We start from the raw sequence: 14590 nt of genomic DNA on the forward strand, positions 1-14590 counted from the left end.
AAAAGAGGTTTTTATGAATGTAAATGATCTGGCAAAACAAGTTTCTTCAATCATCACACCGCAAACCGACAATTTTTACCGCGACATCCGCATCTATGGTCATTTCTTCCACAATACAAACGACACGATGTGGTGGGGCGATGTAGGAATGAAATTTCTGACGCGCGCTCCGTTTGATGTCCGGTGGCTGCGAGAGGAAAGATTAGACGATCCATATGGCGGATTTCTGTATGACGCCACGGTAGAAGATAAAGCCCTTATTATGTTTAAACATAAATACAACCAGGAAAAATATGATAAACCTGGGGCTGATTTTTCAGCCTGTTCCTACGAATTTTTCTATTCCAATCATCCGTTTTTGCGAACCGGATTGTGGAGTGGAACCATGCGTCCACGCTATGCGTATGTTGTCGATTTGAAAAACAAAAGCTTCAAACTGGCATCCCAATGGAAAACAAAGGTACCGCCTTACGACACGAAAGAGAAGTACGAACGCACGGAGCTGAATGAAATTTACAACACGCTGCAAAAGGAACTGGATGGAATCGCAGATCAGGTGCAGGCAGAATATCTTGAGATGCAGCGGAAAGCAGCCAGAGCAGCGTATGTGAGGGCATGTTTTGATCCGGTTAACGGACGTGAGGATAAAGAAGCCTTAGAAGAATATTATCGTGCCGAGCAGGAATTTGTGAAAGCTTTGTATACCTTGGCGGAAGCTGTCCTGAAAAGAAAGGAATGCACAGTGATTTATGATTTTCTGTCGGAATCCGGTACACTGACCAATAATAGAATTTCTATGCTGGCATTTCTTGCGGCAATTGAGAAAACAAGAATCTGGTAATGGACAGAAACTTCCCGATGTAAAAGAAAGGCAACAGAAGAAGTGGCCAAAAGAGTGTCCACATGCAGGAACGGTTCCATGATAAGATAAGGCATACCCGGAAAGTAAACCACAAGTTCAATGCAAATGCCGGAGAGAAGTGGAATAATAGGAGTACATCAGAACACCGGCGGATGCATCAGAATACCGAACAGATCAGGAGGAACAACTCGATATGACGTTGAACGAACTTTTCGCAATTCAGGAAGCAGACGTAACAAAAGAATTCCTGTTGAAAGCCGGCTGGAGTGAGATCGCAGAAGAACCGGCGGAGATATTCCGGCGGAGCAGGCTGGTTCCTGACGGAGTGGAATCACATAAGGAATACAAAAGTTAAAAGAGAAATATGAGTGAGGTAGCTCAGCCATGGTAGAGCAGAGAAACCAAGCCGATCATGGGTGTGGTCGGTACAGCAAAAGATCTATTGTCGCTGGTTCGATTCCAGCCCTCACTCCTGAAACATGAAAACTCACAGTCAACGTACAAAAGAATGGAGACGAGATCACAAATGAACACAGGATCTGCAATCGAAACTGAAAGATTATTCCTTCTCCCAAGCCGGACGGACAGAGACTCCGAGGCATTTTTACAAATGCTGCGGGATGATGGCGACTTCTACATATTCTGCGGAGTCAGCCCATCCGAAAAACATGTGATGGGGTTTGCCAACTACTTTGAGAGAACCGATCATGAGCTTTGCACCTATTCCATTTTTCCCAAACAGCAGAAAGACAAGTTTATTGGTTACGTAGGCGTACATAGAGAAATGGAAGACGAATACGAAATTGAATTTTATATCGCCAGAGAATACCGAAGAAACGGCTACTGTGAAGAAGCCAGCCGAGAGCTGATTAATCAGCTCTTTGGTGATGGGGTTTCTGCAAACGGAAAGAATCTTTTCGTCGATAAGCTGTATGTGACGACCCAGACAGAAAATGAACCAACGATCAGCCTGCTGCGGAAGCTGGGATTCAGAGAAGTAGAGGACGGCCCGATCATGGTTGTGCTGGGTAACATTTTCGAAAAAGAAGATAATTTTTTCGCACACGAAGTAGTAAAACTGGTACTGACAAAGGAAGAGTTTTCTGATGGCAATTAAATTTGAAGAACTGAGAAAATATGTTGCACGCAATGTCCGCTTATCCATCTGTTTTGAGGATGGTTATTACCACGATTATCTGATGATGTCAGACATTCCGGAACAGAAATATGCTGGCTTTTACATCTATGGAGTCGGAATGGTGGATGTGGAATTTTCCAGAGATGTCTATATGGCTTTGCCGGAACCGGAAGGAGAATGCTGGTGCAGCAAAGATGATACAATGAAACCTGCGATGGAACTTATGATTTCGGAAGAACCGCGGGATATCAAACGGAGTGTGGAACAGAAGCTTTTGTTCCGTGACCTAAAACCGTATCTGCAGATCGGCAGACATTTTTCTATCGTAAATCGAAATGACTGGTCATCTGAATACTATGAATATCGGAGTGAGATACCGGAGAAATACGATGATATGTATGTGTACGGCATCGGAATGGAAGAGTGTCCGCATGCTGAAAAAACGTGGATGGATGTTCAGTATGAAACTATTCGCAGAAAGCAGATGGTAATTGTGCTTTCTAATCAGCTGAGAGAAGATCTCAGGTCACTGTTCACACAGCAGTGAAACACTTACTGTTTCGATGCGTAAGAATGTGATTCAAATGTGAGCAACCCTCCCTTTGCGAAGCAAAATTTTAAATGAGAGCTGTGAATGTTCCAGTTCGCTGGGGCCGAGTGAACTGGGACGAGCTGGGAACAGAGTAGTCAAACATTTTTCATTCAACAAAAAGGAAAGAAGGCTAGACATATGGATAGAGATCATACTTTTGATTTACCGGATTTAACAGAAGATTTCTGGAAAACAGTTGTGTTTGCACAGAAGGAACATCCTTCTGGAATGGGAGGCCCGGGCTGTGTATGGCTGGTCAGCGAAGACGGCAAAGTATACTTTTTCGGTTTTGAAGAGACACCATTTTACAAATGCGACGAGCTTTTTCCGATCTTTGAGACGACCGATGAAAGAATTGGCTGGCATTACAAATACAAAGCAGAAGATCACAGATGGAAATATCTGGAGAAAGAAAATGCACTGATCCGGGAAGATATTCTGGATGCTTACAGCAAAGCGGCTGCAGAGGAGAAACAGACAAATGAAAAGTTCTGGTATTTGTATGGACCCAAGCTGGCAGGACTGGCAATTGGTGTGGATCATCTGGAACGGTATGATTATATTGGAAGCGTTCTTTACATGGAAAAAATAGAACAGGAAATGGCGGAGCATCAGAAAACATGGGAAAAAGACAAGCTGACGGAGAACGAATTTGACTGGAAACCGATGCATATGAACAATATTCCGGACAATCCCGAGATGGGTGTTTACGCACTGCTGATGAGAAGGGATGACGAAAAAATCAAGGGTGTAAAATACTCAATTCTGTATCAGTACGAGGAAAGCAGTCCTATGCTGTTTGACAGTGATGCAGAGATAGAAGCGTATATTCTTTTCTGTGAGGATTACGATGATATCATCGGTCCGTGGGACTATCATTCCGTCAGCAGACAGGAATGTGCAGAGCTTTACGGAAAAGAAAATCATTTCCCACCAGAGCTGGCATATTATGACTGGATCACGTTTTCGGATGGTGATATTCACAATTTCGGCAGATTTCTCCGCACATTCCAGAGTCTGGAAGAAGCCAAAGAATACGCGATGTATTATGCCAACGTGAACAGTGGCGGAATCAACAGGAAAACAATTCTGAAACAGGAAGAGGAATCCAGAATGGAAGACCATGCAAACCGCATTGCGCATTACGAGGCATATCAGATGTATCGAAAGCATTATAAAGAAATTCTGGATGCTATCAGCGAAGAAAACTGTTTCCCGGATTCCTGCAGCGGAGGCGGTGTGTATCTGCGGGATGCAATTTTAAAGAAAGTACCGGAAATCACAGAAGAACAGCTCAGGATAATCTGGAGAGAACTTCCATTTGTGCTCGAGAAGAGAACGCAGGAATGGATTGAACGGGAAAAGCAGTTCAGTGAGAACTATATCCGGAAGCATAGATAAGAGAAAAAGGATGGGGGAAAAGAAGGATGATTTTCCTGGCGGGATCTGAGGCGAGCGGAAAAACGAAAAAAGCGTTTGCATATGGCTGGAAAGAGCGAAAAACCAGCGAGGATGGAGTTCTCCTTTTTTCACTGCAGCATGAAAAGAAGGAGATGTGGAAGATTCTACAGAGCATGTACGGGCAGGAGGAGCTTTCCAAGATAGAAATTGATGATACACCAGCGATAATGGTGGAGAGAATGGCAGAAATCACAGCGCAGAAAGCAGAGAATGGAGCAATTTCTGTTTTTGTGATTGATGAAGTGCCGATGATGACGAGCAGGAAAAACTTTACCGACAGAAAAGAAGAGCTGCGGTATATGATTGGTCTGCTGAAAAAATGTGAGAAAAAAGAACGTGTTGTGATTGTAGCTGTTATTCCGGTATCGAAATACTGTACAGAAATGCAGAAGAAAAAAGAAGTGAGTACCTGTTATGGAGAAATAGAAAAACCAGAAAATTGTCTGGTTTTCGTATAGACAAGAACCTGTCCACATACGGAATACGGCTGGTGGTAAGATGACAGATAGAAAAAGATAATAAAATGTTCCGGTTTCAAAAAACAGTGAATCGGAACAATAGGAGTTCGTAGGGATGGAGGAAAGCAAATGCTGATTTACAAAGAACAATTACCAGAAGATACTATGGATGTCCGGCTGCTGGAACTGCCGTTTTCAACGGTGGAAGCAGCAAGAAAAGCAGTTTTAAAAATAGACATGCAGTATGGCACTCCGTGTATGTGGTATCAGGCAGATGCGGAGGAACAATGCTTGATCAGCGGGAAAAAGAACTCATTTTTGGTAATGGCGATCGGAACAGGGCATGACTGGGGGCATGTTCTATCACGTGATGGTTATATTGGAACGGCATTATTGTATGACGGTGCACTGGTATTGCATTATTTTCTGCTGGAAAAGCCGAACACGGAAAAGACAGAGACTGAAAAACAGGAAACGAAACAGTAAGAAAATACTTGCAGATAAGATACTCAAGGAATACAAAAAAACCGGACAGGACCAGGGAGGTATCATCGAATGATTCTTTATAAATACACGGCAGACTGTTCAAAACTGAATCTGGACCAGGAAGGTACAACGAAGGAAGGATATGAGGGCCTCTATCCCCGGCGAAGTGACATTGCGGAATGGAACAGTAAATTTTACACAGCCTACCGTACAGAAAAGAAGTTTTTCATTATGATCAGTGATATTCGGAAGGATAAGATGACGATTGTAGCTGGACTTGAAATGGAAGTGGATCCGCGGGAATGTGTGGATTATATTCGGAAGATACTGCCGGAAATGGAGCTGCTTGCATGTGAGGAGATCACAAGTGATGAGTTTTACAAAGAAATGGTCCGGACAGAACGGAATAACTGGACGGAGTGCTACATCCGGTCAATGAAGGAGGACTTAAAGCTTGCTACGGAACCGGAGCACAGCTATTATGAACCTGTTGCGTATCAGGTAAGTGAACGGATTTATACCGCTCAAAACATAACCAGACAAAAGCAGGCGGAGCAGATGCAGGAAATTATGGCATCGGAGAGCTTCTATGAAGAGATGGAGCGGATTTATGCTCCGGAAAATGAAAAACGTTTTGTTGGGCATCCCGTGCATTATCTGATCACAGCCGGTGACAAAGCGGCTGCGGATGATATGATTGATATTCTGATTCCAGCCCTTCTGGAGAATCAGAGACTGCTGAGCGGCAGGGCTTATGATGTACAGAAGATGACACATAAAGCAGAACGGGAAGGAAATTTTGACAATATTTTCTCCGGTGCCCAAGGTGGTACGGTGATCTTAAGTCTGGAAGGCGAAAAGAGTACCGGAATGTATGCCACCGGCAACTATGATCTGGCGAAAGCACTTGGGAATAAGCTGAATGAGTATGGAAATTCTACCTTATTTATCTTTGTAGATATTTCCGGAAACCGCAGTGTATCGGATGATACGATAGCGGAAATCCTTTCCAATGCGGATCTGATTCAGATTCAGGAAGGCCAGGGAGATCTGAAGCGGGCGTCTGCTTATCTGAAACGTCTGGCGGAGAAAACGGAGTATCACGATTACACGATAGACGAGCTGACGCAGTATCTCCCGAAAGAGAAGAAGCTGTATTCGGTTTCGGATATTTATAACGCTTACAACCGCTGGTATGGCCGCGGATTGAAAACCCATATCTACAAGGTCTATAAGGAAAAAGACCTGGTCAAAATTGAACTGAAAAAGAAGACAGATAAGCCTTACTTGGAGCTGCAGAAAATGGTAGGCCTGTCGGAGGTAAAGAAAGTGACAGATGAGATCCTGGCGGCGGCCAAGATGCAGAAGATGCGGAAACAGATGGGTCTTCCGGGGGTTCAGTCATCCATGCATATGCTGTTTTCCGGAAATCCAGGGACAGCAAAGACAACCGTGGCGCGTCTGCTATCCCAGGTCTTGAAGGAAGAGGAAGTGCTGAAATATGGCCACATTGTAGAGTGCGGCAGGCAGGATCTGGTCGGAAAGTACGTCGGCTGGACAGCACAGATTGTTGAGAGTAAATTTCAGGCGGCGCGTGGCGGCATTCTGTTTATCGATGAGGCGTATTCTCTTGTAGAAGACAACCGCACGTATGGCGCCGAGGCAATCAATACCATTGTGCAGGAGATGGAGAATTACCGGGATGAGGTCATTGTCATTTTTGCAGGATATCCGGAGAAGATGAAGGAGTTTCTGGAGCAGAATGAAGGTCTTGCAAGCCGCATTGCCTTTCACCTGAATTTCCCGGATTACTCACCGGAAGAACTGATGCAGATTCTGGATCTGATGCTGGAAAAATCGGAATACCGGATGGACGAAAGAACAAGGGAAAAATGCTTTTCCATCTGCGCCGATGCATGCCGGGAAGAAAATTACGGTAATGGACGGTTTGTCAGAAACCTGCTGGATCACGCTATCATGCGCCAGGCAGACCGCCTGATTCGGGAACATCAGAATGGTACGCTGGAAAAAGAGGAGGCCTGTCTTCTGACGGCGGACGATTTCGAGATGATCGGCCTGAAAAAGAAACCACAGAGCCGGCAGATCGGATTCTGTGCCGGGCGAACAGCATAAAAAATCAGCAAAAAAAAATTAAACCAGCGGTTAAGTGCAGAAAACGAAAGCATGTGATACAGTATATACATGAAGATTGCGGGAGTGCAAAGCACGTAGCAATCTGGTATCAAAGGGGTCAAAAAACCTTTTGACTCCAACATCTATACATAACAAAACACAGATATTCACAAAAAGACCAGAAAGGGGGAATGAGCACATGAAGTTAAGCGAGCTGTTGAATGTGTTGAAAACAGCAGAAACTGCGGAAGAGATGGATGTGAGACGAGAAGAAATCGCAGCACTGATTCCGGCTGTACGAACCATGTTCGGCTATGATCAGAAGAACAGTGCACATCAGTATGACTTATGGATGCATTCCCTCCATGTGGTCTGCAATCTTCCGCGGAGGATGGAAAATGATATGGTCTATCTGGCGGCGCTGCTGCACGATATCGGAAAGCCTGAAGCGCAGTGCAGGGGAAAACGCGAGTGTGATCCGGACATGCATTACTACGGTCATCCCGAAAAAAGCATGGAAATCGTGCGCGATATCGTGATCCCGGAGCTGGACCGGCAGGGGTATGTGATTCCGTGTTTCGATGTACAGGAACTTCTTTATTACGTGAAATACCACGATGATCATGTCAGTGTGAAATTAAAGCACGTCAGACGCCACACAAAAATGGCCAGCTTTGCGATGTTTCAAAACCTGATGCTGCTGCAGACGGCAGATGCCAAAGCACATATTCAGATCCCTGTTATCGCCGAGCGGGCAGAAATCTGCGGACGGCTTGCCGGTGAGGAAGGCAGACTTCTCTATCAGAGGATTCTGGATGGGGAGTAAGCAGATGAGCCGGAGCCGTAAAAAAACGTCTGTCAGCAAAGGACGATGCAAAAATTCCCGCTGGGCAAAGCACGCGGCAAATAAGAGGGTTCGACGGGCGAAAACACTGTGGGGAAAATCAAAAGCATTTCGAAAGATTTCTGAGATATGGGATATCTGCGACTGGAAATTTTACGGTGAGAGACCCTGGAATCCGAATCGGGAAGAAAAAAATCAATGGGAAAAATGCTATTACAGAAAATGATCTGGAAAAGATGCATGAAACCATGGATGAATTATGAACCAAGATCCCGAAAGGAAATCCTGAGCTGGAGACAGAAGACAGAAACACTAAAATAACAGAATAAGGCGGTAGTTTAACGGGCAAAACCTGTGCAGAAAAAATGTTTCATGTTTGTGGAACACACAGCAACTTTTTAGGAGAATAGGGAGGCACAGAATGCAGGTTCAAGTCCTGCCCGCCTTACGCGAGTGAGGTAGCTTAAAAGAAAGAGCGCGAAAAAACGGTCATGTGCGTGACCGTAACGGCAAACTTTTTTCCAGTGGTAATGGCGAAGATGCCGGTTCAAATCCGGCCCTCACTCAGAAAAAACAGAAGAGCAAACGAGAAAGAATGGAGTCCATAGATCCAGAAAAGGATGTCTGGAGAAAACAGTGGAACGAAGGAAAGGAGCGGCAGCGATGGATTTTGCAGAATGGATACGGGAGCAGGCGACAAAAACTTATACAGAAAATGGAGCAGCAGCACGGAACACAACCGGCGATGCGCGGCTGGATCTGTTTGCGACAATTGGATCCCTGCGCAGAGCGGATCCGGAAAGAATTGAGCTTCTGTTTGCGGAAGCATATCAGGCAGACCCGCTGTTCGCATTGAAAATCCTGTTTTATGCGCGTGATATCCGGGAAGGTCTCGGCGAGAGACGTGTCTTTCGGATTCTACTACAGTATCTTGCCGAGTACCATCCGCAGGCAGTCATTGCCAACCTTGACCTGATTGGTGTTTTCGGCCGTTTTGACGACTGGTACTGCCTGATCGGAACTGGCGTTGAGGACGAGATGTGGAGTGCCATGAAGCAGCAGCTGGAAGCAGATCTGAAAAACTTCCAGGAGGGAAAAAGCGTTTCCCTGCTTGCTAAATGGATCAAAACGGCAGACTCTAAAAATACGGAGACGAGAAAACTCGGCATTCTGACGGCGCAGAAACTCGGCTATCCGGTTTACAACTTCAAAAGAATCGTCCGTTCCCTGCGGAAATATATCGGTGTGCTGGAAGTGAAAATGTCAGAAGGAAAGTGGGAGGAGATCGTTTACCCGGAGGTCTCCGGAAGAGCCATGATGATTTACAGGAACGCATTTCGAAAACATGATGAAAAGCGTTTTAACCAGTATCTGGCGAAGGCACTGGATGGAAAAGAAAAGATTCATGCGGAGACGCTGTACCCGTACGATCTCGTGGAAAAAGTTCTGTATGGACGTCAATGGAATCAGGTATTGGAGGCGCAGTGGAGGCAGCTGCCGGATTATGTGGCGCAGGAAACGAATGCAATTGTCATTGCAGATGTTTCCGGTTCCATGAGTGGAAGACCCTTGGCGACATCCATTGGTCTTGCTATTTACTTTGCAGAGCGGAACCGGGGCGCTTACCACAATCTTTTCATGACGTTCAGCCAGAAGCCGGAATTTGTTTCTCTGAGAGGGGAAACCCTGTTGCAGAAAATCAAATACGTCGAGCGTACGGAATGGGGGATGAATACTAATCTTCAGGCTGCATTTGAGCGGGTTCTGGAAACAGCGATGGATCACGATGTACCGCCGGAAGAAATGCCGAAAGCGCTGATCGTTGTATCTGACATGGAGATCGACAGATGCGGAGACCGCAATTGGATGTTTTATGATCATATGAAAGAAAAGTACGAGTATTGCGGCTACCAATTGCCGAATATTATTTTCTGGAATGTAGACAGCCGAAACGATATTTTCCATGCCGACAGTCGGAGAAAAGGTGTCCAGCTATACAGCGGCCAGTCGGTTACGACATTCCAGAATCTCCTGAACAATATTGACAGCACACCGGTCAAATCGATGGAAAAAGTGATTGAGAGCGAGCGGTACGCATGCGTCAGAACTGGAAATGCGGCATGAAAATGTTAAAGTTAGCAGTATGGATAGAAAGCTTTCAAAAGATGTAAAGCTGATATTGGAAAATAGAATGTAGAAGAATAAAGGAAAAGAGGACACTATGGCATCAAGCATGATTCACTTGGCAATTGTACAGGAGATGAGAAAGGAAGTCTCGTTTCGAGATATCAACCGCCTGTTTCTTGGGGTGATTCTGCCGGATGGGGCGGTGGCGGGAAATAGCCATTTAAAGAAGAAAATCTGCGAAAATACCAGATACACATACGATCTCGAATGTTTCCGCGACAGATACGGGAAATACATGGAGAAGGATGATTTATATCTCGGCTATTATCTTCATCTGATCCAGGATATGCTATATCGGAGATTTATGTATGGGGAGCATGGCTGGAATTCGAGCGTTCCTGGAAATGTAGAAAAACTGCATCGGGACTACGAGATATTAAATGAATATGTTTCGAAAAAATATGGCCTTTCCCAGGAAATGATCCAGGAGCTGGATCTTACAGAAGAGCCATTGGCACAGCTTGCTGAATTCGATGTGAAAGGTCTTATAAAAGAAGTCCGCGGGGAATTCGTCCAGAGAAAAGAAGAGAAATTGTCCATCCTTACCAGACAAATGGCCAACGAGTACATCGTACGCGCGACGGAATTCTGCGTGGAAGAGCTAAAGGCACTGTCCAAAGGGAAATCAGGTCTGGACAGTACTGTGTGGAGCTGGGAAAAACCAGAAAACATATCACATGAAAAATTAAACCAGAAGTTAAATGCAAAAATCGAAAATATGTAATATAGTATATACAGAACAAAGCACGGACATTCACAAAAAGAACAGAGACGTGCAGAAAGCAGGAATGCAGCAGACACATTTATGAGTGCAGACCGCAGGCATACAATGTGGGATGTATGAAGCCATGGATGAATTATGAACCAAGGTCTCTGAAGGAAATCCTGAGCTTTAGAGAGAAGGCTGAGGCAGGAAAATAGCATCTCCACCGATGATATAAAGCAAGTCAGAGTGGAACAGCATTTGATACACATCAGTATCCACAAAAAATGTGGCTGAAAATAAGGCGGTAGTTTAACGGGCAAAACCTGTGCAGAAAAATGTTTCATGTTTGTGGAACGTACAGCAAATTTTTCGTAGAGGATAAGGCACAGAATGCAGGTTCAAGTCCTGCCCGCCTTATGCGATTGAGATAGCTCAAAAGAAAGGAGCGGCAGCGATGGAACAGATCATCGAAAGCGAGCGGTATGCGTGTGTCAGAACAGGGATGTGGAAGAAAAGATGTAAAGTTGTGATTGGAAAACAGGATGTAGGAGAATAAAAGAAAAACGGACGCTGTGTTTCAAAGATGAAGCAGTGTCCGTTTTTTACTATATGTAAGATACCGGGGTCAAAGGGGTCAAAAAGCCTTTTGACCCCAACATCTATTTAAGAAAAGTTGACAGTTGAAAAATTATCCAAAATACTCTCCCGCCAGTTCCTTAAACGCCGGCAGTGCCCGCTCAATTTGTGCAGTGGTAACGCAGTACGCGATCCGTACGAATCCCGGTGCACCGAAGTCATCGCCGGGTACAAGAAGAAGTTCGTATTTTTTCGCTTTCTCACAGAATGCATACGCGTCCGGTTCCGGAGTTTTCATGAAGAGATAGAAAGCACCGTCCGGGTGAACGCAGGTGAAGCCGTAGGCGGTTAATGAATCATACAGCAGATCGCGGTTTTTTTTGTAGACCGAAAGATCAGAAACTTGTCCTGCGCATTTGGCGATGACGTGTTGGATCAGGCTTGGTGCGCAGACGAAGCCGAGGGCGCGTCCGGAGCCGCAGACGGCTGCGTAGATGGTTCTTGCATCATCGACCTCATCCGGAACGAGAACGTAGCCGATACGCTCGCCAGGCAGGGAGAGGGATTTGCTGTAGGAGTAGCAGACCAGCGTGTTTTTGTAATATTTTGTCAGATACGGAACTTCCACGTCTCCGTAGACAAGCTCGCGGTACGGTTCATCAACGATCAGATAAATCGGATGACCGTATTCGGCAGATTTTGTTTCCAGAAAAGCAGCGAGCTTCTGAATGTTTTCTTCGGTGTAGACAACGCCGGACGGATTGTTCGGGGAATTGACGAAAACACCTTTGGTGTGCGCTGTGACAGCGGCCGAGAGGCGGTCAAAGTCGATCTGGAACGTGGAAGAATCAGCCGGCGTTTCGATCATGGCTGCGCCTGCAGATTCGATGAAAACACGGTATTCCGGAAAGTACGGGGTAAATACGATATACTCGTCGCCCGGAACGGTTAAAGCGCCAAGGACGATGCGGAGCGAAGCGGCTGCACCGCAGGTCATATAGAAGTTGTCGGCATGGAACGCGGTACCAAAGCGTTTGTTCAGGTCGGCTGCAACGGCGGCGCGGGTATCGGCATCGCCCTGCGCGGAGGTGTAGCCGAAGAGATAGTAATCGTCTTTGGAATCGAGCAGCTCCTTGATGGTCTCATGAACGGAGGCCGGAGCCGGCACGTTTGGGTTTCCGATACTGAAATCAAAGACGTTTTCTGAGCCGATCTCGGCAGCGCGTTTTTTACTGTATTCGAAAATCTCGCGGATTACCGATTTTTTTGTGCCGAGAGTTACCATTTTTTCTGAAATCATGTGTCAATCCTCCTGAAGTAAATTGTTTGCCGCTGTTTTAAATGAACTGTAAATATTATTCTTTTTTCTGCTTTTTCCTTATTCTAGCAGACAAAGACTGAATTGTAAATGCAGCATTTTCGGTCTCATGCTCCCGCAGGCTGAAAAGATGGCGGAAGCACACTACGAGTGATACCAGCAGACTGCCGAGCCGCACGGACGGAAGAAAGCGGGAAATTTGTGCGGCAACGGCAAACCCGGAGAACGAAACGATCGAGCGCAGACTGTGTGGCTGGATAATGAGAATCAACGAAAACGTCAGATAAAACGCTGCCAGAAGAAGCGCCGGCCGCAGATCCGGCAGGAGGCCGAGCAGCACGCCGAACGAGACAGAGATCGCCTTTCCGCCTTTCGCAGGCTGCAGAAACGGCCATGCGTGTCCGGCCACCGGGGCGAGCAGAATCAGGGCGAAAATCCAGGAACCCATCGAAACAGCGGAACTGTGCGCCGCCAGAAACACCGGCAGAAATCCCTTCCCGATATCGCACAGGACGCAGAGCAGTCCAATCCGCAGTCCAGCCACTGAAAAGGCGTTGAAGGCGCCTGGATTCTGATCTTCATTCACAGTTCGGACATCCACGTGGCAGAAGTATTTTGGAATCAGGTACGAATACAGTACGCTGCCCGAGAGGTACCCGAAGAAACTATAAAACAGATAAGCAGTAAGCATCATAAGCAGTTACTCCGAAACTAATTTTTCCAAAAGGTGTGTAATTGACGTTCCCGCCTGCGGATGGCTGTTTTGATGCTGGGCATCGCGCATCGCAATCTGACGTGCATCATCGCAGGCAAGCGAAATACCGGCCTCTGCCAGCTCTTTCTGATGTGCGCCGGTCACGGACATTCCGCGTGAGACAAAAAAAGCACGGTTTTTTGTTTCGCAACCCGGAATCGGATCAGTGTGGACGAGCGGAACGCGCCGCACAGCGGCCTCGGTACTGCTTAAGCCCCCGGGCTTTGTAAACAGCACATCGGCAGCGGCCATATATTCCGCAACGTGGCGTGTAAAACCGATGATATGTACATTTGGGTTCTTATGGAACTGCAGCCGGAGCGAACGCATCCGTTTTTTATTATTTCCGCAGATGATCACAGCCTGTTCGCCGTTTTCCAGCCGGGAAACGAGTTCATGTGCGAGCAGATGCACTTTGCCGAATCCCATACTGCCGCTCATGACGAGAAACAGCGGAGCATTCTCGGGAAGACCGAGATGGCGGCGCACATCCTCTTTGGATGCAGGGCGCGCAAATGCGGGCCGCACCGGAATACCGAGAGGAAGCAGTTTTTCTTCCGGGATACCGCAGGATGCAAACTCCGGGATCAGATCCTTGTGCGGAACCACATAGTAATCGCAGTTCGTCTCTTCCCAGAACGGAATGCATGCGTAATCGGTGGCAACGGCAACGCAGGGAATCGTCAGCCGTCCTTTCTGTTTCATCCAGGTCAGTGTTTCCGCCGGATAAAGATGTGTGGTGACAACGGCATTAAAATGGTTTTGATCAATATAATCTGCAAGTGCATTTCCAAGCCGCGCATTTGCATAGTAAACGGGGGATTTCCAGGGAAATTTCCGTACCAGCTCACCAAGCTGATAGAGTGCGCCGAAGCCGGCCGGAAAAACGGAGACAAGCTTCACATAAGCTCCGCCGACCAGTGCGGAGGTATGCTTTCGCCCGAGGCTCATCAGATCCAGAACCTCGGCTTCGTGGTGATAGAAATTCAGACTTTCTTTTAATGCAGAGGCCGCAGCATTGTGGCCGCCGCCGGTATTGCAGGATAAAATCAGTACCTTCATAAGAAAAACTCCA

General features: G+C 46.4%; 14 protein-coding genes and 3 tRNA genes. 14 read left to right on the plus strand and 3 right to left on the minus strand.

The annotated features are described in order from the left end of the window. The first annotated feature begins 13 nt into the window (after positions 1–13). From DXB83_RS10470 to DXB83_RS16475, 14 genes are all read left to right on the plus strand, one after another. Positions 14–841, plus strand: a complete 828-nt coding sequence (locus DXB83_RS10470; RefSeq protein WP_147398240.1) for a hypothetical protein — start codon at positions 14–16, stop codon at positions 839–841. Positions 842–1055: 214 nt separating this feature from the next. After that, positions 1056–1217, plus strand: coding sequence for a hypothetical protein (locus DXB83_RS16460; RefSeq protein ID WP_158578767.1), 162 nt, complete (start codon positions 1056–1058; stop codon positions 1215–1217). Between the two features lie 12 nt (positions 1218–1229). Further along, a tRNA-OTHER gene (locus DXB83_RS16465) sits at positions 1230–1334 on the plus strand. Positions 1335–1388: 54 nt separating this feature from the next. Beyond that, the gene (locus DXB83_RS10475) at positions 1389–1979 is read left to right on the plus strand and encodes a GNAT family N-acetyltransferase (protein WP_158576296.1); all 591 of its coding nucleotides are present in this window, start codon (positions 1389–1391) and stop codon (positions 1977–1979) included. Next, positions 1969–2547 carry a hypothetical protein gene (locus DXB83_RS10480; protein WP_118666534.1) on the plus strand — a complete coding sequence of 193 codons (579 nt, stop codon included), beginning with the start codon at positions 1969–1971 and terminating at the stop codon, positions 2545–2547. The genes DXB83_RS10475 and DXB83_RS10480 overlap by 11 nt, the downstream gene beginning before the upstream one ends. A gap of 183 nt (positions 2548–2730) precedes the next feature. After that, entirely contained in the window at positions 2731–3993 is a 1263-nt protein-coding gene (locus tag DXB83_RS10485) for a hypothetical protein (protein ID WP_118697571.1), read from the plus strand. Between the two features lie 26 nt (positions 3994–4019). Beyond that, positions 4020–4511: a DnaB-like helicase C-terminal domain-containing protein gene (locus DXB83_RS10490; RefSeq protein WP_118697572.1), complete on the plus strand. Its 492-nt coding sequence runs from the start codon at positions 4020–4022 to the stop codon at positions 4509–4511. Between the two features lie 129 nt (positions 4512–4640). Beyond that, positions 4641–4997, plus strand: coding sequence for a DUF7352 domain-containing protein (locus DXB83_RS10495; RefSeq protein WP_055220036.1), 357 nt, complete (start codon positions 4641–4643; stop codon positions 4995–4997). Between the two features lie 69 nt (positions 4998–5066). After that, entirely contained in the window at positions 5067–7130 is a 2064-nt protein-coding gene (locus DXB83_RS10500) for an AAA family ATPase (protein ID WP_118697573.1), read from the plus strand. 199 nt (positions 7131–7329) lie between these two features. After that, a complete protein-coding gene (locus DXB83_RS10505; protein ID WP_118697574.1) occupies positions 7330–7956 on the plus strand; it encodes an HD domain-containing protein in 627 nt (208 codons plus the stop codon). A gap of 345 nt (positions 7957–8301) precedes the next feature. Beyond that, positions 8302–8422, plus strand: a tRNA-Phe gene (locus tag DXB83_RS16470). A gap of 188 nt (positions 8423–8610) precedes the next feature. Then, positions 8611–10098 carry a DUF2828 family protein gene (locus tag DXB83_RS10515; RefSeq protein WP_243108908.1) on the plus strand — a complete coding sequence of 496 codons (1488 nt, stop codon included), beginning with the start codon at positions 8611–8613 and terminating at the stop codon, positions 10096–10098. Positions 10099–10195: 97 nt separating this feature from the next. Beyond that, positions 10196–10885 carry a hypothetical protein gene (locus DXB83_RS10520; RefSeq protein ID WP_118697576.1) on the plus strand — a complete coding sequence of 230 codons (690 nt, stop codon included), beginning with the start codon at positions 10196–10198 and terminating at the stop codon, positions 10883–10885. 280 nt (positions 10886–11165) lie between these two features. Continuing rightward, positions 11166–11284, plus strand: a tRNA-Phe gene (locus DXB83_RS16475). 271 nt (positions 11285–11555) lie between these two features. Here the strand turns inward: DXB83_RS16475 and DXB83_RS10525 are convergent. The 3 genes from DXB83_RS10525 to DXB83_RS10535 are packed head-to-tail and all read right to left on the minus strand — an operon-like array spanning position 11556 to position 14577. After that, positions 11556–12743 (minus strand): pyridoxal phosphate-dependent aminotransferase, encoded by a 1188-nt coding sequence (locus tag DXB83_RS10525; RefSeq protein ID WP_118697577.1) that lies wholly within the window; start codon positions 12741–12743, stop codon positions 11556–11558. A 55-nt stretch (positions 12744–12798) separates the two neighbouring features. After that, complete coding sequence (locus DXB83_RS10530) at positions 12799–13455, minus strand: glycerol-3-phosphate acyltransferase (protein WP_243108911.1); 657 nt, start codon at positions 13453–13455, stop codon at positions 12799–12801. A gap of 6 nt (positions 13456–13461) precedes the next feature. Further along, on the minus strand, positions 13462–14577 hold the full coding sequence (locus DXB83_RS10535; protein WP_118697578.1) for an MGDG synthase family glycosyltransferase: 1116 nt from the start codon (positions 14575–14577) through the stop codon (positions 13462–13464). Positions 14578–14590 lie beyond the last annotated feature (13 nt).

The sequence above is a fragment of the Blautia sp. OM06-15AC genome, assembly GCF_003481425.1.
GTDB classification, from domain to species: Bacteria; Bacillota; Clostridia; order Lachnospirales; family Lachnospiraceae; genus Fusicatenibacter; species Fusicatenibacter saccharivorans.